The following is a 17185-nucleotide window of genomic DNA, read 5'->3' as shown; positions in this document are numbered from 1 at the left end:
TTAAATTATTTTTTTAAACCGTCAATATAATTTACAACATCAGATATGCTTATTAGTTTTTCAGCTTCACTATCTGGAATTTCTACGTCAAATTTCTCTTCTAAAGCCATAACTAGCTCAACAACATCTAAAGAATCTGCACCTAGATCTTCAATGATTTTTGATTCCATTTTAACTGCATCTGGAGCTACGCTTAGTTGCTCTACAACTACATCTTTAACTTCATCAAATACTGCCATAATTTTCTCCTAATAAATAAAAATAACCCAAATGATACAATATTTTTGCTTAAAGTTTTCTACATATATAAGCCGCCATTGACCTTTAAAACATCTCCAGTTATGTAGCTAGCATGGTCGCTAAGCAAGAATGCAACGGCGTTTGCTATTTCTTTTGGATCGCCTAGTCTTTTTAGTGGAATGTTGTTTATATAGGCATCTTTAACTTCTTGGCTTAAGACTTCTGTCATATCTGTAGCGATAAATCCAGGGGTTACGCAGTTAAAACGTACGTTTCTTGAGGCTCCTTCTTTGGCAAATGATTTACTCATCGCTATCATTCCGCCTTTGCTAGCTGCGTAATTAACCTGTCCTGCATTGCCCATTTCACCGACTATTGAAGCTATATTTACGACTGAGCCAAAGCGTTTTTTACTCATTAGTTTTAGAGCTTCTCTTGAGCCTATGAATGCACTTGTTAGGTTTGCATCAATCACGCTTGTGAAATCTTCTGTTTTCATGCGAAGCGCTAGTTTGTCATTTGTGATGCCTGCGTTATTTACTAGATATGATAGCTCGCCGTCGCTTTCTACTATTAAATTTAGGGCGTTTATAAACTCTTCTTCGTTTGTCACGTCAAATTTAATCACAGCTGCTTTGCCACCAGATTTTTCTATCTCATCTTTTAAAGCGTCAGCAAGCTCTGGTTTGCTTCTATAATTTATCCAAACTTTTAAGCCAAATTCAGCCAAAGTTTTGCAAATTTCAGCTCCAATTCCACGACTTCCGCCAGTCACTACGACATTTTTTCCACTAAATTTCATTATTATTCCTTGTATGAAGTTATTCAAATTTATCAATTATATCATTAATAATTTTAAATTTCGGATAATTCTATCTTTTTTTGTTAAACCGATTTTACTTAATTTTATAAAGGAAATTCTATGGATTTTACTGTTTTAAATTTACTGTTGGCAATATTTGCCTTGAGACTTTGTTTTTTGAGGATTTCAAAACGAAATGAAAAGGCCATTTTGCTTGGTGGAGGGGCGGAGTATGATGCGAAAAATACAAGGTTTTTGACCATAATCCACGTGATTTTTTATTTTTCTTGCTTTGCTGAGGCTATACTAAAAGGCGTTAAATTTGATTTCATATCGTCTGTGGGGACATTTTTGGTGATATTTGCTTTTGCGATGTTGTATTTTATAGTAAATCATCTACTAAAAGGCATTTGGACTGTTAAATTAATGATAGCTAAAAATCACAAATACAATCCTTACTGGCTTTTTAGATACATAAAACACCCAAATTATTATCTAAATATTTTTCCAGAGCTTATCGGGCTTGCTTTGCTTAGTCATGCTTACGGTCGTTTGTGGTATTAATGCCGATTTATCTAGTTATAATTTTTAAACGAATAAAAGCAGAGGATAGGTTAATCAAAGAAATAATCATCCCAAATGGGGAAATTTAGTGTCAAATTTGACACTAAATTAGTGGTTTATCCATTACTTTTGGGATTTCTAACCCCATTAGTTTTAAAATAGTTGGAGCGACATTGCTAAGTCCACCTGCATCTACTCTTGTGATGCCATCAGCTAAGATGAAGCAAAATACATCAAAAGTAGTGTGATTTGTGAGTGGTTCGCCGTTTTTAGCTCGCATGGCTTCGCAGTTGCCGTGATCGCTGATTTGGATGTAAGCATAATCATTTTCTTTAGCTACTTTTATGACTTTGCCAAGGCAAGTATCTACTGCCTCTACTGCTTTTGTAGCAGCTGCGACGTCTCCAGTGTGTCCGACCATATCGCCATTTGCGTAGTTCACTACTATGAAATCAACTTTGTCATTTAGAGCTTTTGTCACAGCATCAGTGACTTCATAAGCACTCATTTCTGGCTTTTCATCGTAGGTTTTGACTTTTGGGCTAGGGATCAAAACTCTCATTTCATTTTCTACAAGATCTTCTTTGCCACCATTGAAGAAAAATGTCACGTGTGCGTATTTTTCAGTTTCTGCGGTGTGCAGCTGTCTTAAGCCGTTTTGTGCGATGACTTCGGCTAAAGTTTGTTTTATCTCATCATTGTCAAACATAACTGGAAAGCTAAATTTATCATCGTAATTTGTCATTGTAATTAGATTATCGCATACGTTAAATCTATCAAAATCATCAAATTCATGCACGCTAAGAGCTGAGCAAATTTCCCTTGCTCTATCATTTCTAAAATTGATAAAAACTATTCCATCTTCACTTTTAATGCCGCCAAAATCGCTAAAACTCGCTGGAGCTATAAACTCATCAAAAATATCATTTTCATAAGAGTTTTTCACATACTCACTTGGGCTTATTTGGACTAAATTTGCATTATTTGCGATTACTTCATAAGCAGCTTTTACTCTATCCCATCTTTTGTCTCTATCCATCGCGTAAAATCTACCGCTAACGCTAACTAGGTTAAATTTAGACTCTAAAGATTTGATAAACTCAAGTCCTGAGCTAGGGCTGACGTCTCTTCCATCTGTTATTGCGTGAGCAAAAACATCAAGCCCTTTGTCCTTGCAGATCTGAGCTACAGCGTCAAAATGTCTAAGATGAGAATGCACTCCACCATCGCTATAAAGCCCGATTATATGCACTCTTTTGACTTTATTTATCAAATTTAAAAGAGCTTTATTGTCTTTGAGCGTGTTGTCGCTTATGGCTTTGTCTATTTTGACTAAATTTTGATACAAAATCCGACCACTTCCTATAGTCATGTGACCCACTTCGCTATTTCCCATTTGACCATCAGGCAAGCCCACAGCTAAGCCACTTGTCTTAAGATAGCTCATTGGAGCGTTTTTAAATAGCCACTCATAAGTCGGTTTATTTGCAGCCGCAAACGCGTTATATTCACTACTTTTGTTATATCCTATACCATCAGTTATTACTAAGATACATTTTTTATTCATAAAAATCCTTTTGCGTAATTTTATCAGCTAATCCTAAATTTTAACTTACTTTTATCAACTCTCTTGTATAATTTTGGCTTTTAAATAAAGGTTAAAAGTGTTTTATTATTTGTATGGTGTTTTTGGTATAAATTTATTTAGTTATATAACTGTAAGAGCTGGTGTGAGCTTCTTTTTGGCCTTTGTTTTGACTGTGTATTTGATGCCTAAATTTATAGCTTGGGCAAAGAGTAAAAACGCTAGCCAGCCAATATATGAGCTAGCTCCAGACTCGCATAAGAAAAAAAACAAAATCCCCACAATGGGTGGTGTGATTTTTGTGCTTTCAGCTATCATAGCGACACTTTTATCGGCAAAATTAGATAATATTTTTGTGATTATCGGTCTGCTTGTTTTGGGTGGATTTTGTGCTATTGGATTTGTCGATGATATAGAAAAAATAATTGGCAAAAGCAACCACGCAGGGCTAAAAGCTAGAGCTAAATTTGCTCTTCAATGGGGGCTTGGCTTCATCGTGGCTTCTCTTTTGTTTGCATTTAGTGAGTTAAATACGGCTTTTTATCTGCCATTTTACAAATACGCTATTTTCGATATGAGTTATTTTGGGATTTTGTTTTGGGCGCTTGTGTTAGTTTCTGCTTCAAATGCTGTAAATTTAACCGACGGACTTGACGGGCTTGCGACTGTGCCAAGCATATTTGCATTAATTAGCCTTGGGACTTTTGCTTATTTGATGGGAAATGCAGTTTATAGCTCTTATTTGTTGCTGCCTAAATTTGTAGGCGTTGGTGAGCTTGTGATACTAGTATCGGCTCTCATTGGTGCGTTGCTTGGATTTTTGTGGTTTAATTGCTATCCAGCTGAGGTTTTTATGGGCGATAGTGGAAGTCTTAGCATCGGGGCGTTTGTCGGATATATGGGAATCGCAACCAAAAACGAGCTACTACTTATTATTATAGGTTTTGTTTTTGTCATGGAGACTTTATCGGTTATTTTGCAAGTTGGAAGCTTCAAAATACGCAAAAAACGCATTTTTCTAATGGCGCCAATACATCATCATTTTGAGATAAAAGGCTGGAATGAAAATAAGATAATTGTGCGTTTTTGGATGATTGCACTTTTAGCAAATTTGATAGCTTTGACAGCTTTAAAGTTGAGGTAAAATATGAAAAAATCGCTATTTGGATATGGACTTACCACAAAGGCACTAGCTAAGAGCGGCGGCTGGGATATTTATGATGATAATTTTGAAATTTGCAGCGTCGATGAGTTTGGCAATAATCTTTTAAATCCAGCTAAATTTGACCCAAATTTAAGTGAGCTTGAGATACCAAGTCCAGGATTTCCACCGCATCACAATCTCATAAAATCCGCCAAAAATTTAATTAGCGAATATGATTATTTTGAGCCAGTTATGCCAAAAAGTATCTGGATAAGCGGTACAAATGGCAAAACTACAACGACGAAAATGACGCAGTGGCTCTTAGAGCCTCACGGCTCAGTGATGGGTGGAAATGTAGGAACACCGCTTGCAAATTTAGATAAAAAAGCTAAAATTTGGATACTAGAAACCAGCTCTTTTACGCTTCATTACACAAACCACGCTAAGCCAAATATCTATTTTTTGCTTCCGATCACGCCAGATCATCTAAGCTGGCATGGAAGTATGAGCGAATATGAAAAAGCAAAGCTAAAACCGCTATCTATGATGAGCGAGGGAAATATCGCAATCGTGCCAGAGATCTACGCTCACAGGGCGTCTGCGGCTAAGGTGGTTGGCTACAAAGATGAGTTTGATTTGGCGGCTAAATTTGATATAGACATACAAAAGATAAACTTTAAAACGCCGTTTTTGATGGACGCCGTTTTTGCACTTTGTGCTGCGAAGCTGATTTTTGGCTATGCTAATTATGATTTATTAAATAAATTTGTCATCGAAGCTCACAAGCTTGAAGAGTTTAAAGACGCGTATTTAAGGCTTTGGGTGGATGATACTAAGGCTACAAATTTAGATGCAACTCTTCAAGCTCTAAAAAGATATAAAGACAAAAAAATCCATATCATACTTGGTGGGGATGATAAAGGCGTGGATCTAAATTCAGTTTTTGAAGCGTTGAAGCCTCTAACCGTAGTCATTTATGCGATTGGCTCAAATACAGATAAATTAGTTGATTTATCGGCTAAATTTGATATCAAATGCGTGAAATGCGAGTTTTTGGAAGTTGCGGTAAAAAACATATCGCAAAATATGTCAAAAGATAAAAATAGCAACGAAATAGCTCTTTTAAGCCCAGCTTGCGCTAGTTTAGATCAGTTCAAATCATACGCCCAGCGTGGTGATCTTTTCAAAAAATATGTAAAAGAGCTGTAAATTATAAATTTAATGCAAAAAATGCTAATATTTTATTTGCATTTAAGTTTTGCTTGATATAATGTCACTTCCATTTTAAGGTGGTTGGATAGCTCAGTCGGTAGAGCAGCAGACTGAAAATCTGCGTGTCGGCAGTTCGATTCTGCCTCTAACCACCATCTACTTTTTTTAAATCAATCCATTATTTTTTCATTATAAATTATTAATTCTTTATATCATATCTAAATATATGTCAAAATATTCACTTCAAAAGACAAAATAAACAAAAATTCCAAGCTTTTAACTTTAGTTTATACAAGCTTTGATAAAATACCCAAAATTATTTTAAGGATGCGTTATGGCACGTGTTTTTTTAAGTCCTCCTTTTATGGGTGGCAATGAAGAGAAGTATGTTAAAAAGGTATTTGAGAGCAATTATATAGCCCCACTTGGAGAATATGTAAATAAATTTGAAGATAGTATAAAAGATTTTACTAAAGCAAAATCAGCCCTTGCGCTAAACTCAGGCACAGCTGGACTCCACCTTGCTTTAAGAGTGCTTGATATAAAAGACGGCGATTTGGTTTTAGCCTCATCATTTACATTCGCAGCGAGTGTAAATCCTATACTTTATGAAAGATGCGTTCCTGTTTTTATCGACTCTGATGAAAGCTGGAATCTAAGCCCAGAGCTTCTAAAAAAAGCTATCAAAAACTCACCAAAAAAGCCAAAAGCGGTGGTCGTAACTCATCTTTACGGACAAGCTGCAAAGATAAAAGAGATAATGGAAATCTGTAAAAATGAAGATATAAAAGTCATCGAAGACGCAGCCGAAGCACTTGGTGGATTTTACGAAGATAAAGCACTTGGTACGTTTGGCGATATTGGCGTTTATAGTTTCAATGGAAATAAAATCATCACAACTAGTGGTGGCGGAATGCTAGTAAGCGATGATAAAGAGCTCTCTTCTAAAGCAAGGTATTACAGCACTCAAGCAAGAGAGCCACTGCTTCACTATGAGCATTTAGACTATGGATATAACTACCGTTTAAGCAATGTTTTGGGTGCTATTGGCGTAGGTCAAATGGAAGTTTTAAACGATAGAATAAAAAGAAAAAGAGAGATATTTGATATCTATAATGAGCTTTTGGGTGATATTGGCGAGTTTATGCCTGAAATATCTGGCTCAAAAGGAAATCGCTGGCTTACAACCTTGCTATTTAAAGAAAAAAACGCTCACATAAGAGTGATTGAAGCTCTAAATAAAAATGATATAGAAAGTAGACCTTTGTGGAAACCTATGCATATGCAACCAATTTTTAATGGTAGTTTAAATTTCACAGATGGCACTAGTGAGGATTATTTTAGTAGGGGAATTTGTCTGCCAAGTGGATGTGATATGAGCGAGCAAACCATAGAAAGGGTAGCAAATATAGTAAGGCAAGCATTGTGATAAGAGCCACTAAAAGTAGAAGAACTGCATTTTTTTTAACTTGCGATATTGTTCTTTTTTCGCTTAGCATATACTTTGCATTTTTACTTAGATTTAGCGGTGAAATTCCAGATATTTTTGTTGATGGAATGATTTATAGCGGTATTGTATTGGTATCACTTAAAATATTTTTGATGTGGTTATTTAGGCTATATAAGGTTCCTTGGAGATTTTTTGGGCTAAATGAAGCTAGAAAAATATTTTCTGTGACAACTGTTTCTGCTTTGCTGTTTTTTGCTTTATTTAGTTTTTACGAAGATTTTTTTAATCCATTTCCAAGAAGCGTAATTATCATAGATGCTATTATTTCGGCTCTTATGGTTGGCTCTCTTAGGATTTTAAAACGCGTATTTTTGGATTTTAAAAAAGACAAAGGCGGTGAGCCTTGTGTGATAATCGGAAGCACAAGCAAGACTTTGCAAGTTTTAAAGGGGCTTAAAAGCGGCTACGCTGATTATTATGTAAGTGGCATCGTAGATGGAAGAAAAGATGTAGTTGGGACGTATTGTGATGGATATTTAGTCGGTGATAAAAGTGAGCTAAAGCACTACATCACTGATGGCGTGAAAACAGCCATAATAGCTCTAAAACTCGCTCCAAATGAGCTAAAAGAGCTTTATGATGAGCTTGATGAAATCGGATTTAAAGATATCAAAATTTTCTCTTTGCTCGATGGTAAAAAAGAAGGAATCGCCGATATTAGCATCGAAGATCTTCTAGCTAGAAAACCAAAAGACCTTGATAGCAAGGTGGTTGAGAACTTCATCGGTGGCAAGGTCGTGATGGTCACTGGAGCTGGCGGAACTATAGGAAGTGAGATATGTAAGCAGTGCTTGAAATTTGGCTGTAAAAGCCTTATTATGGTGGAGCATAGCGAATACAACCTTTATCAAATCAATGAAGCCACCAAAAGCGATCCTAGAAATCATCTTGTTATGCTAAACATAACTCACACAAAAGAATTTGACGATATTTTTGCTAAATTTAGGCCAGAAATTGTCATACACGCAGCTGCTTATAAGCATGTTCCACTTTGTGAGTTTAATCCTATAAGCGCGGTGCAAAACAATATCTTTGGCACAAAAAACGTTATAGATCTGTCTAAAAAATATGGCGTCAAAAGAGTCGTTCTCATCTCCACAGATAAAGCAGTTCGCCCTACAAACATCATGGGAACTACAAAAAGGGTTTGTGAGCTTTATTCGCTAAACTCAAACGAAACTGGAAAAACAGAGATTGTAGCGGTGAGATTTGGCAATGTTCTTGGCAGTAGCGGTAGCGTTATACCTAAATTTAAAGCCCAAATAGCCGCAAATGAGCCTCTAAGCGTAACTCATCCAGATATCACAAGATATTTTATGCTTGTTAGTGAGGCCTGTCAGCTTGTGCTTCAAGCAGCAAGTATCGCTGAGGGTGGAGAGCTTTTTGTCTTAAATATGGGCGAACCAGTTAAGATAGCCGACCTTGCAGCAAGAATGCTAAAGCTAAGTGGCAAAGAGGAGCTTGGTATTAAATTTGTCGGACTTAGGCCAGGCGAAAAGCTATATGAAGAGCTTTTGATAGATGAAAACGATGTCGCTACTAAATTTGAAAGTATATTTGTGACTAAATCAGGAAGCTATGATCTAGATTTATTAAAATCCCAAATAGCAAATTTAGCAGGTACTAGCGATGAAAAAAGCATAGAAGAAAAGCTCAAACTAATAGTTCCAGAGTTTAATCACGCACTAAACAAGGAGTAAAATGCTTATACAAGAGATACAAGAATTTAGCGATATTCGCTACAAAGCTAGAGCATATTTGTGCTATCTTTTTAATAGAAATATACCAAATAAACTCCCTGGAGTAAATACCTCTTTGATAAAAGAGGGTTTTGACAAGATAGCGCACGAAGTAGAGGGCTTTGAGGCATTTTATATACTTGATAAAAATGGTATCCAAGTAGAAAATAATATCAGCCTTGATACTAAAAATTTGATCGGAAAAGACGTAAATAGAAGCAATAAGGCTTATTATTACAGAGCAGTTAGAGAAAAAAGGTGCGTCCTAACTGATCCATATCCTTCAAGTCTCACAAACAGCTTGTGCGTGACTGCTGCAATGCCAGTTTACAATGATAATGATGAGCTTTTGTACGTTGTTTGTATGGATATCAGCCTAGAATCCATTCTCAAACTAGTAAGCCCAAGCTCAGTAGATAGTCTGTTTGGTAAATTTACAAAGGCTATTTATTCGCTTTTTTCTTTGGCTTTGTTTGTTGTGGCAATCGTGCTTTTTATACATGGCGTTAAGAGTTTTGTTTTAAAAAGTTTTCATGATATAAATATTAGCGAAGTTTTTGAATCGACCATAGTTTTGACTCTGGCTTTGGCGATTTTTGATCTTGTAAAGGCGATTTTTGAAGCTGAGGTTTTGGGTAAATCTCATCATTCAAACGACGGCGTTAGTAGGACTATGGTTAGGTTCGTCGGTAGTATCATTATAGCTCTAGCTATTGAAGCGTTAATGCTTGTGTTTAAATTCGCTATCACAAATCCAAGTGAAATAATATACGCGATCTATCTCATCGGAGGAGTTGCTCTTTTGATGATTTCGCTTAGCGTGTATTTATGGTCGTCAAAAAGGAGTAAATTTGATAGGGATAATTGATTATGGTGCTGGAAATATCAGAAGCGTTATCAATGCTTTTAGCTACGTGGGGGCAAAAAGCGAACTAGTAAGCGACGCAAATGAGCTTAAAAATTATGACAAGCTTTTGCTTCCTGGAGTTGGGGCTTTTGGGGACGCGATGAATAAGCTTAAAAGCTCAAATTTAGATAGTGCCATACTTGAGTTTATCAAAACAGGAAAGCCGTTTTTAGGGATTTGTCTTGGAATGCAGCTTTTATTTGAAAAGGGATTTGAGTTTGGTGAACATGACGGGCTTGGAGTTATGGAAGGCAGCGTGGTTAAATTTGACGAAGCTAAATTTGATAAATATCTAAAAGTCCCTCATATGGGCTGGAATGTATGTGATTTCAAAGCTCAAACCAAGGTAAATAAAGGTTTAAACAAACAAGCGTATTTGTATTTCGTGCATTCATACCACGCAATTTGTCCTGCAAATCAGGTCTTAGCCACTACAAATTACGGCTATAAGTTTGTAAGTGCGATTTACAAAGACAATGTTTATGGTTTCCAGCCACACCCAGAAAAATCACACGAAAATGGGCTAAAGATTATAAAAAATTTCACGGAGTTATAATGGATATTTTACCTGCAATTGATCTAAAAGAAGGCAAGGCCGTAAGACTTACAAAAGGGCTTATGGATAGTGCAAAAATCTACTCAGACAGGCCTTGGGAGCTTGCAAAAGAGTTTGAAGATATGGGGGCAAGCTGGCTTCATATAGTAGACCTCGATGGTGCGTTTGCAGGTGAGCCAGTAAATGCTAAAATAATAGAAAAAATCGCCAGTCAGACAAATTTGAAAATAGAAATTGGTGGCGGTATAAGAGATGAAAAAAGGATACAAGACTATCTAAATTTAGGTATTTACAGAGTTATTTTAGGCTCAATTGCTCTGAAAAATCCAGATTTTGTAAAACTAGTAGCCAAAAAATACAAAGTAGCAGTCGGAATAGACGCAAACAATGGCTTTGTAGCAGTTGAAGGCTGGGCTGAGGTAAGCAAAGTAAGAGCAACCGATCTTGCCAAATTGTACGCAGACGCTGGCGTAGATGCCATTATAGCTACTGATATTAGCAAAGATGGAATGCTAAGTGGAGTAAATGTGGATTTCACAGCTTGCATCGCAAATGCAAGTGGAGTTGATACCATAGCAAGTGGCGGCGTAAAAGGCATAGAAGACATAATTAGCTTAAAAGCTAACAAAAGTATAGCTGGGGCTATCGTTGGCAAGGCGTATTATGAAGGCAAAATCGACTTAAAAGAGGCTTTTAAAATCGCTTTATAGATGATTAAAGTTTTTTTAAAACTAAATTCTGATAAAATAGCTCAAATTTACGAAAGGATCGTTAGTGAAGTTACTCGTTGTTGATGATAGCTCTACTATGAGAAGAATTATAAAAAATACACTTCAAAGACTTGGACATAAAGATATCTTAGAAGCCGAGCATGGACTTGAGGCTTGGGATATTTTGCAACAAAATCCTGATATTAGCGTTTTGATTACTGATTGGAATATGCCTGAAATGAACGGACTAGAACTTGTCAAAAAGGTCAGAGCAGAGTCAAAATATGAAGATATGCCAATCATTATGGTAACTACTGAAGGTGGTAAAGCAGAGGTTATAACGGCTTTGAAAGCTGGTGTGAATAACTATATCGTAAAACCATTCACCCCACAAGTTTTAAAAGAAAAACTTGAAGACGTACTTAGTTAATGAAAGAAAAATTTTTTGAATTAAAAGTTCAAAGTTCGCATTATGAAATCCTAAAAGATTTTGCCTTTGAACTTGGCGTAACATGCGTAGAAGAGTTGCCTGATGGCTTTATAATTAGAGATGAAGATGAGCTTGAAGATATCAAATGGGGCTTAGAAGAGTTTGCTAAAAAGGCTAAATTTGATATATCTACAAACATAGTCCAAAAAGACAACATAGACTGGATTAATGAGTATAAAAAAGGCATAAAGCCTCTTGAAGTAGGTAAATTTTACATAAGACCAAGCTGGGAAGAGCCTAAAAATGGGCTTATAGATATCATCATAGATCCAGCACTTGCTTTTGGATCAGGTCATCACGAAAGCACAAATTCTTGCTTAAATTTGATAAGTAAATTCATATCTACAAACCAAAATTTATCAGCTGTTGATGTGGGATGTGGAAGTGGCATTTTAAGCATAGCTCTTGCGAAGCTTGGAGTAAGCGTGGACGCTTGTGATACCGATGAGCTTGCAGTGCTTAGCTCACAAGAAAATGCTCAAAAAAACGGCGTTAAATTTAACCAAATTTGGACTGGTTCTATCACAGATGCTGATAAAAAATACGATATTGTTGTTGCAAATATTATAGCTGATGTTATATTTCTTTTAAGCAAAGATCTGAAAAATTCCATAAATGATAATGGTTATTTAATTTTGTCTGGTATTCTAACAAAATACAAAGATAGGATTTTAGATACATTCAAAGATCTTACGCTTGTAGAAAATATCACTCTAAACGAGTGGGAAAGCTTTATATTTAAAAAATAAGGAAAAAGATGGAAAATAACGACAACAAAAATCAGCAAAATAATAATGGAAATTTTTTCAATAAAAATCCTATTTTAGTATTTGCTGCATTTGCTATAATAATGGTTCTTGTATTTAGAAGTTTTGCGCCTGATGGCATGAGTGAATTTGGCTCAAACACAGCTTCTAAGACAATAACTTACTCTGAACTAAAAGAACTTATCAAAAGCAAACAGATAAATCAAGTCGCAATCGGACAAACAACTATCAAAGCAAGCGGGAATGGTGGCTCGTTTATAACTAAAAAGGTAAATGATCAAACACTAGTTCCATTGCTTGAGAGTGAAGGCGTGAAATACGAAGCATATAGCGAAACAAACTGGCTAAGTGATATGTTATTTTCTTGGGTGATACCTATATTTATATTTTTTGGAATTTGGATGTTTCTTGCTAGCAGAATGCAAAAAAATATGGGTGGTGGCATTCTTGGAATGGGAAGTAGCAAAAAGTTAGTAAATAGCGAAAGACCAAAGGTCAAATTTGGCGATGTAGCTGGCGTAGAAGAGGCTAAAGAAGAGGTTAAAGAGATAGTGGATTTCCTTAAAAATCCAGAGCGTTATATAAGACTTGGAGCCAAAATACCAAAAGGCGTTTTACTTGTAGGACCTCCAGGCACTGGTAAAACACTTCTTGCTAAAGCAGTAGCAGGCGAAGCTGATGTGCCGTTTTTCTCAGTTTCAGGATCGAGCTTTATAGAGATGTTTGTGGGCGTTGGAGCAAGCCGCGTAAGGGATTTGTTTGAAAATGCTAAAAAAGAAGCCCCAGCTATTGTATTTATAGATGAAATTGACGCCATTGGTAAAAGCAGATCTGCTGGAGCTATGATGGGTGGAAATGATGAAAGAGAGCAAACTCTAAATCAACTTCTAGCTGAAATGGATGGATTTGATAGCGACAAAAGTCCAGTTATAGTCTTAGCAGCTACAAATAGACCTGAGGTTTTGGACGCAGCACTTTTAAGACCGGGTCGTTTTGATAGACAAGTTTTAGTTGATAAACCAGATTTCAAAGGCAGGGTTGAGATACTAAATGTCCATAGCAAAGAGGTAAAACTAGCTAAAAATGTAGACATGGATGAGATAGGTCGCTTGACAGCTGGACTTGCTGGAGCTGACCTTGCAAATATCATAAACGAAGCGGCACTTTTAGCAGGTCGTGCTAGCAAAAGCAACATCGAACAACAAGATTTAGTCGAAGCAGTTGAGAGAGCTATCGCAGGACTTGAGAAAAAATCTCGTCGCATAAATCCAAAAGAAAAGAAAATAGTCACATACCATGAGTGTGGACACGCTCTTATAGCAGAAACCACCAAAGGTGCAGATAAGGTCACAAAAGTTTCAGTTATCCCAAGAGGTATCGCTGCACTTGGATATACTCTAAACACACCAGAAGAGAATAAATTTCTTATGCAAAAGCATGAGCTTATAGCTAAAGTTGATGTGCTTTTGGGGGGTCGCGCTGCTGAACATGTGTTTATAAAAGAGATAAGCACAGGAGCTAGCAATGACTTAGAGCGTGCAACAGATATTATAAAAGCTATGATATCTATGTATGGTATGACAGATGTAGCTGGACTTATGGTGCTTGAAAAACAAAGAAATATGTTCTTAAATGGCGGTCAAAGCATAAAAGATTATAGCGACGATATGGCTCACAAGCTTGATGAATATGTTAAAAATTTCTTACAAGAGAGATTTGAGAGTGTGGTAGCTACGCTTGAGCTATACAAAGGGGCTATAGAAAAAATGGTTGAAGCGCTTTACGAAGAAGAAACTATAGAGGGTGCGAAAGTTCGTCAAATCATAAAAGAGTATGAAGAAGAAAACGGCCTACAAAGTAGACTAATAGATGAAAAAGACGAAAATAGTGATATATTAGAAGCAAAAAATAAGGAATAGCAAATGGATAATTTAAAAGTGATAAGCAAATACGGATATTCAAAAGTTGCAATATTTGCAGGATTATTTATCTTATCACTTTTATTTGGTGTTTGCGAATATCTTTTTGGATTTTTACTTTTACTTTCTATTTTTATATATAGAAATCCAGAAAGACTTCCGGCTATCGATGATGAAAATGCCGTGCTTTCTCCGGTAGATGGCAAGATAGAATATATCAAAAAAAGTATATATAACTCCAAAGAATATACAGAGATTATGATAAAAAATAGTCTTTTTGACTCAGGAGTTTTAAGATCTATTGCAAATTTGAAAATCAAAGAGATTAGAGCAAAAGATGGTCTAAATTTACTATCTAATGATGTGAATAAAAACCTTATTAATTCGAGAATGGCTTTGGTTTGTGATATATCTGGCAAAGAAGTCATAGTGAGAGTAAATTTGGGCTTTGGAAGAAAAGTTCATTTTGAAAATATAAAAGAGCTAAAGGCCGGTAGGAGATTTGGTTTTATCGTATCTGGTAGAGTTAGTCTATTTTTGCCAACCGATACAAGGCTGAATGTTTCTGTTGGAAATAGTATAAAAGCTACTGAACTTATCGGATTTTTAGGAGATAAATAGTGGAAAATAAGCCAAAATTAATATATATATTACCAAATTTATTTACAGCTGGAAGTGCGTTTTTAGGAGTTATTAGTATCATTGCATCTGTGAATGGACAGTATGGCAAAGCTATCATATATATTGTGCTTTCTCTTGTCCTTGATGGGCTTGATGGCAGAGTAGCAAGGCTCACTAAAACTACTTCTAAATTTGGTGTTGAGTTTGATAGCTTGGCTGATTTAGTGGCTTTTGGCGTGGCTCCTGCTATGCTTTTTTATTTTAGTATAGGTCATTATTTTGGTCGCTTTGGCTCGCTTCTTGCAGCTGTTTTTGTGGTGTTTGGCGCTATAAGGCTTGCAAGGTTTAATGTAATGACTGGAACTTATGAGCCAAATGTATTTATCGGGCTTCCTATACCAAGTGCGGCGATAGTGTGTGCATTTTGGGTTGGGATTTATACAAGTTATGATTTTATGCATGGTTTTGAGTGGATTTTTATCTTTATAGTGGGTGGACTTTCGGTACTTATGGTATCAAATGTCCGCTATCCTAGCTTTAAAAAGGTCGATTTCAAAAGGGCAAATTATATAAAAGCTCTTGTGATGCTAGTTTTAGTATTTTCTATGCTATATTTGTATCCACTAGAAAGTGCAACCGCTCTTATCACGCTTTATGTAATTTATGGTATAATAAGAGCCGTTTGGGCAATTTGCTTTGCTAAAAATATCAAATTTATCAACAAGGAGAACGAATGACGACGCGTATTTCAAATAAAATTTATATATTTATCTATAAACTCTCTCTCCTTAATCTGCTGCGATAATAATTATTAATAACTAAATTTAATCTAATAATAAACCAGTCTTTGCTATAATGCAATAAATTTACAAACTTTAATAGGAAAATAAAATGGATAAGAATAAAATAATAGTATTTGATACAACATTAAGAGATGGCGAACAAAGCCCTGGCGCTTCTATGAATACAGAAGAAAAAATTCAAATCGCACTTCAGCTTGAGCGTCTTGGCGTAGATGTGATGGAGGCTGGATTTGCTGCTGCTAGTAGTGGCGATTTTGATGCGATAAATCAAATAGCAAAACAAGTTAGCAATATAAGAGTTGCGAGTCTTGCAAGAGCTTTGCAAAACGACATAAAAGCAGCTGGCGAAGCGATAGCTCCAGCAAAAAATAAAAGAATTCATACTTTTATAGCGACAAGCCCAATACACATGGAGCATAAACTTAAAATGACTCCAGATCAAGTAATCAAAAAAGCAGTTGAAGCAGTTAGCTATGCTAAAACTTTTGTTGATGATGTTGAGTTTAGCTGTGAAGATGCTGGAAGAAGCGATATAGTATTTTTAAAAGAAATTTGCGCTGCTGTGGTTGAAGCTGGAGCAAGGACGCTAAATTTGCCAGATACCGTGGGCTTTAGACTTCCAAATGAAATAGCTGTGATGATAAAAGAAATGGTAGATTTTATTGGTGATCGCGCTATTATTTCAGTGCATAATCACAATGATTTGGGTCTTGCTGTGGCTAATACTCTAGCTAGCGTCCAAGCTGGTGCAAGACAGGTGGAATGTACGATAAACGGACTAGGGGAAAGAGCTGGAAACGCCGCTCTTGAAGAGATAGTCATGGCTATAAGAACCAGAAATGATGTATTTGCACCACTTTATACTGATATTGTGACAAAAGAGATTTACGCTACAAGCCGTTTGGTGGCTAGTATCACAGGCATTGAGCCACAACCAAACAAGGCAATAGTAGGCAAAAATGCTTTTGCCCATGAAAGCGGCATTCACCAAGATGGCGTCTTAAAATGCGCTCAAACTTATGAAATCATCAAAGCTGAAGATATCGGAGCTGAAAAAAATAGTTTGGTTCTTGGCAAACACAGTGGTCGTCACGCTTTCAAAGACAAGCTTATAAATTTAGGCTTTGATCTTGACAATGATGAACTAAATGACGCATTTATTAAATTTAAAGATCTATGCGATAAGAAAAAAGAGATTTTTGATGATGATATAAGAGCGCTTGTAAGTAGCGAAATCACAAAAGTCCCTCAAATTTATGATATAGAAAAGCTAAGCACAAGCTCATGCAATGCAGGTCACGCAAGTGCAGCCATAAGTATTAAATTTGAAGATGAAATCATACAAGACGCGGCTTTAGGAAATGGCACAGCAGATGCGATATTTAAGGTTATTGATAGAATAAGTGGAGTGAATGGCGAACTAAAAGATTATAAAGTAGGTGCAGTTTCTCAAGGTAAAGACGCACTTGCAAAAGTAACAGTTAAAGTAGCATTTGAAAACTCAGTGCCGACTATAGGGCATGGACTTGATATCGATACAATGCTAGCTAGCGCTAAAGCATATATAGGCGCACTAAACAGCTATTTATCTATGAAAAATAAATAGCTAAGTTGCC

At 36.1% G+C, this 17185-nt stretch carries 17 protein-coding genes and 1 tRNA gene; 15 read left to right on the top strand and 3 right to left on the bottom strand.

The annotated features are described in order from the left end of the window. Positions 1-5: 5 nt before the first annotated feature. Complete coding sequence (gene acpP, locus CIG1485E_RS06875) at positions 6-239, bottom strand: acyl carrier protein (protein WP_038454884.1); 234 nt, start codon at positions 237-239, stop codon at positions 6-8. A 59-nt stretch (positions 240-298) separates the two neighbouring features. Further along, positions 299-1042: a 3-oxoacyl-ACP reductase FabG gene (gene fabG, locus CIG1485E_RS06870; protein ID WP_038454882.1), complete on the bottom strand. Its 744-nt coding sequence runs from the start codon at positions 1040-1042 to the stop codon at positions 299-301. A gap of 120 nt (positions 1043-1162) precedes the next feature. Here fabG and CIG1485E_RS06865 point away from each other — a divergent pair, with 120 nt between their 5' ends. Further along, positions 1163-1606, top strand: coding sequence for an isoprenylcysteine carboxylmethyltransferase family protein (locus CIG1485E_RS06865; protein WP_197408307.1), 444 nt, complete (start codon positions 1163-1165; stop codon positions 1604-1606). A gap of 103 nt (positions 1607-1709) precedes the next feature. Here CIG1485E_RS06865 and gpmI read toward each other — a convergent pair whose 3' ends face one another. Continuing rightward, entirely contained in the window at positions 1710-3173 is a 1464-nt protein-coding gene (gene gpmI, locus CIG1485E_RS06860; protein WP_038454880.1) for a 2,3-bisphosphoglycerate-independent phosphoglycerate mutase, read from the bottom strand. A 97-nt stretch (positions 3174-3270) separates the two neighbouring features. On the opposite strand from gpmI, the gene mraY reads away from it, so the two are divergent. From mraY to CIG1485E_RS06790, 14 genes are all read left to right on the top strand, one after another. Further along, positions 3271-4335 (top strand): phospho-N-acetylmuramoyl-pentapeptide-transferase, encoded by a 1065-nt coding sequence (mraY, locus tag CIG1485E_RS06855; RefSeq protein ID WP_038454879.1) that lies wholly within the window; start codon positions 3271-3273, stop codon positions 4333-4335. A gap of 3 nt (positions 4336-4338) precedes the next feature. Then, the gene (murD, locus tag CIG1485E_RS06850; protein ID WP_038454877.1) at positions 4339-5544 is read left to right on the top strand and encodes a UDP-N-acetylmuramoyl-L-alanine--D-glutamate ligase; all 1206 of its coding nucleotides are present in this window, start codon (positions 4339-4341) and stop codon (positions 5542-5544) included. A gap of 82 nt (positions 5545-5626) precedes the next feature. Next, positions 5627-5702 (top strand) — tRNA-Phe (locus CIG1485E_RS06845). 179 nt (positions 5703-5881) lie between these two features. Beyond that, on the top strand, positions 5882-6976 hold the full coding sequence (gene pglE, locus CIG1485E_RS06840) for a UDP-N-acetylbacillosamine transaminase (RefSeq protein WP_038454875.1): 1095 nt from the start codon (positions 5882-5884) through the stop codon (positions 6974-6976). Further along, entirely contained in the window at positions 6970-8757 is a 1788-nt protein-coding gene (pglF, locus tag CIG1485E_RS06835) for a UDP-N-acetylglucosamine 4,6-dehydratase (configuration-retaining) (protein ID WP_081867149.1), read from the top strand. The genes pglE and pglF overlap by 7 nt, the downstream gene beginning before the upstream one ends. Position 8758: 1 nt before the next feature. Continuing rightward, positions 8759-9664: a PDC sensor domain-containing protein gene (locus CIG1485E_RS06830; protein WP_038454871.1), complete on the top strand. Its 906-nt coding sequence runs from the start codon at positions 8759-8761 to the stop codon at positions 9662-9664. Continuing rightward, entirely contained in the window at positions 9648-10259 is a 612-nt protein-coding gene (gene hisH, locus CIG1485E_RS06825; RefSeq protein WP_038454869.1) for an imidazole glycerol phosphate synthase subunit HisH, read from the top strand. Before CIG1485E_RS06830 ends, hisH begins: the two co-directional genes overlap by 17 nt. Further along, the gene (hisA, locus tag CIG1485E_RS06820; protein WP_038454868.1) at positions 10259-10969 is read left to right on the top strand and encodes a 1-(5-phosphoribosyl)-5-[(5-phosphoribosylamino)methylideneamino]imidazole-4-carboxamide isomerase; all 711 of its coding nucleotides are present in this window, start codon (positions 10259-10261) and stop codon (positions 10967-10969) included. The genes hisH and hisA overlap by 1 nt, the downstream gene beginning before the upstream one ends. A gap of 64 nt (positions 10970-11033) precedes the next feature. Beyond that, on the top strand, positions 11034-11399 hold the full coding sequence (locus tag CIG1485E_RS06815) for a chemotaxis response regulator CheY (protein WP_038454867.1): 366 nt from the start codon (positions 11034-11036) through the stop codon (positions 11397-11399). Next, positions 11399-12208 (top strand): 50S ribosomal protein L11 methyltransferase, encoded by an 810-nt coding sequence (locus CIG1485E_RS06810; protein WP_038454865.1) that lies wholly within the window; start codon positions 11399-11401, stop codon positions 12206-12208. The genes CIG1485E_RS06815 and CIG1485E_RS06810 overlap by 1 nt, the downstream gene beginning before the upstream one ends. An 8-nt stretch (positions 12209-12216) precedes the next feature. After that, positions 12217-14145, top strand: coding sequence for an ATP-dependent zinc metalloprotease FtsH (gene ftsH / locus CIG1485E_RS06805; RefSeq protein WP_038454863.1), 1929 nt, complete (start codon positions 12217-12219; stop codon positions 14143-14145). 3 nt (positions 14146-14148) lie between these two features. Next, positions 14149-14766: a phosphatidylserine decarboxylase gene (locus tag CIG1485E_RS06800; RefSeq protein WP_038454861.1), complete on the top strand. Its 618-nt coding sequence runs from the start codon at positions 14149-14151 to the stop codon at positions 14764-14766. Beyond that, positions 14766-15503, top strand: a complete 738-nt coding sequence (gene pssA, locus CIG1485E_RS06795) for a CDP-diacylglycerol--serine O-phosphatidyltransferase (RefSeq protein ID WP_038454860.1) — start codon at positions 14766-14768, stop codon at positions 15501-15503. Before CIG1485E_RS06800 ends, pssA begins: the two co-directional genes overlap by 1 nt. 154 nt (positions 15504-15657) lie before the next feature. Further along, complete coding sequence (locus CIG1485E_RS06790) at positions 15658-17175, top strand: 2-isopropylmalate synthase (RefSeq protein WP_038454859.1); 1518 nt, start codon at positions 15658-15660, stop codon at positions 17173-17175. Positions 17176-17185 lie beyond the last annotated feature (10 nt).

It is taken from the genome of Campylobacter iguaniorum (assembly GCF_000736415.1).
Lineage (GTDB): Bacteria > Campylobacterota > Campylobacteria > Campylobacterales > Campylobacteraceae > Campylobacter > Campylobacter iguaniorum.
This window is presented reverse-complemented; position numbering and strand designations above follow the sequence as displayed.

Coding starts and splice junctions, on each gene's coding strand:
- acpP (WP_038454884.1), bottom strand. CDS start 239: ATGGCAGTATTTGATGAAGTTAAAGATGTAGTTGTAGAGCAACTAAGC.
- fabG (WP_038454882.1), bottom strand. CDS start 1,042: ATGAAATTTAGTGGAAAAAATGTCGTAGTGACTGGCGGAAGTCGTGGA.
- CIG1485E_RS06865 (WP_197408307.1), top strand. CDS start 1,163: ATGGATTTTACTGTTTTAAATTTACTGTTGGCAATATTTGCCTTGAGA.
- gpmI (WP_038454880.1), bottom strand. CDS start 3,173: ATGAATAAAAAATGTATCTTAGTAATAACTGATGGTATAGGATATAAC.
- murD (WP_038454877.1), top strand. CDS start 4,339: ATGAAAAAATCGCTATTTGGATATGGACTTACCACAAAGGCACTAGCT.
- pglE (WP_038454875.1), top strand. CDS start 5,882: ATGGCACGTGTTTTTTTAAGTCCTCCTTTTATGGGTGGCAATGAAGAG.
- CIG1485E_RS06830 (WP_038454871.1), top strand. CDS start 8,759: ATGCTTATACAAGAGATACAAGAATTTAGCGATATTCGCTACAAAGCT.
- hisA (WP_038454868.1), top strand. CDS start 10,259: ATGGATATTTTACCTGCAATTGATCTAAAAGAAGGCAAGGCCGTAAGA.
- CIG1485E_RS06810 (WP_038454865.1), top strand. CDS start 11,399: ATGAAAGAAAAATTTTTTGAATTAAAAGTTCAAAGTTCGCATTATGAA.
- ftsH (WP_038454863.1), top strand. CDS start 12,217: ATGGAAAATAACGACAACAAAAATCAGCAAAATAATAATGGAAATTTT.
- CIG1485E_RS06800 (WP_038454861.1), top strand. CDS start 14,149: ATGGATAATTTAAAAGTGATAAGCAAATACGGATATTCAAAAGTTGCA.
- CIG1485E_RS06790 (WP_038454859.1), top strand. CDS start 15,658: ATGGATAAGAATAAAATAATAGTATTTGATACAACATTAAGAGATGGC.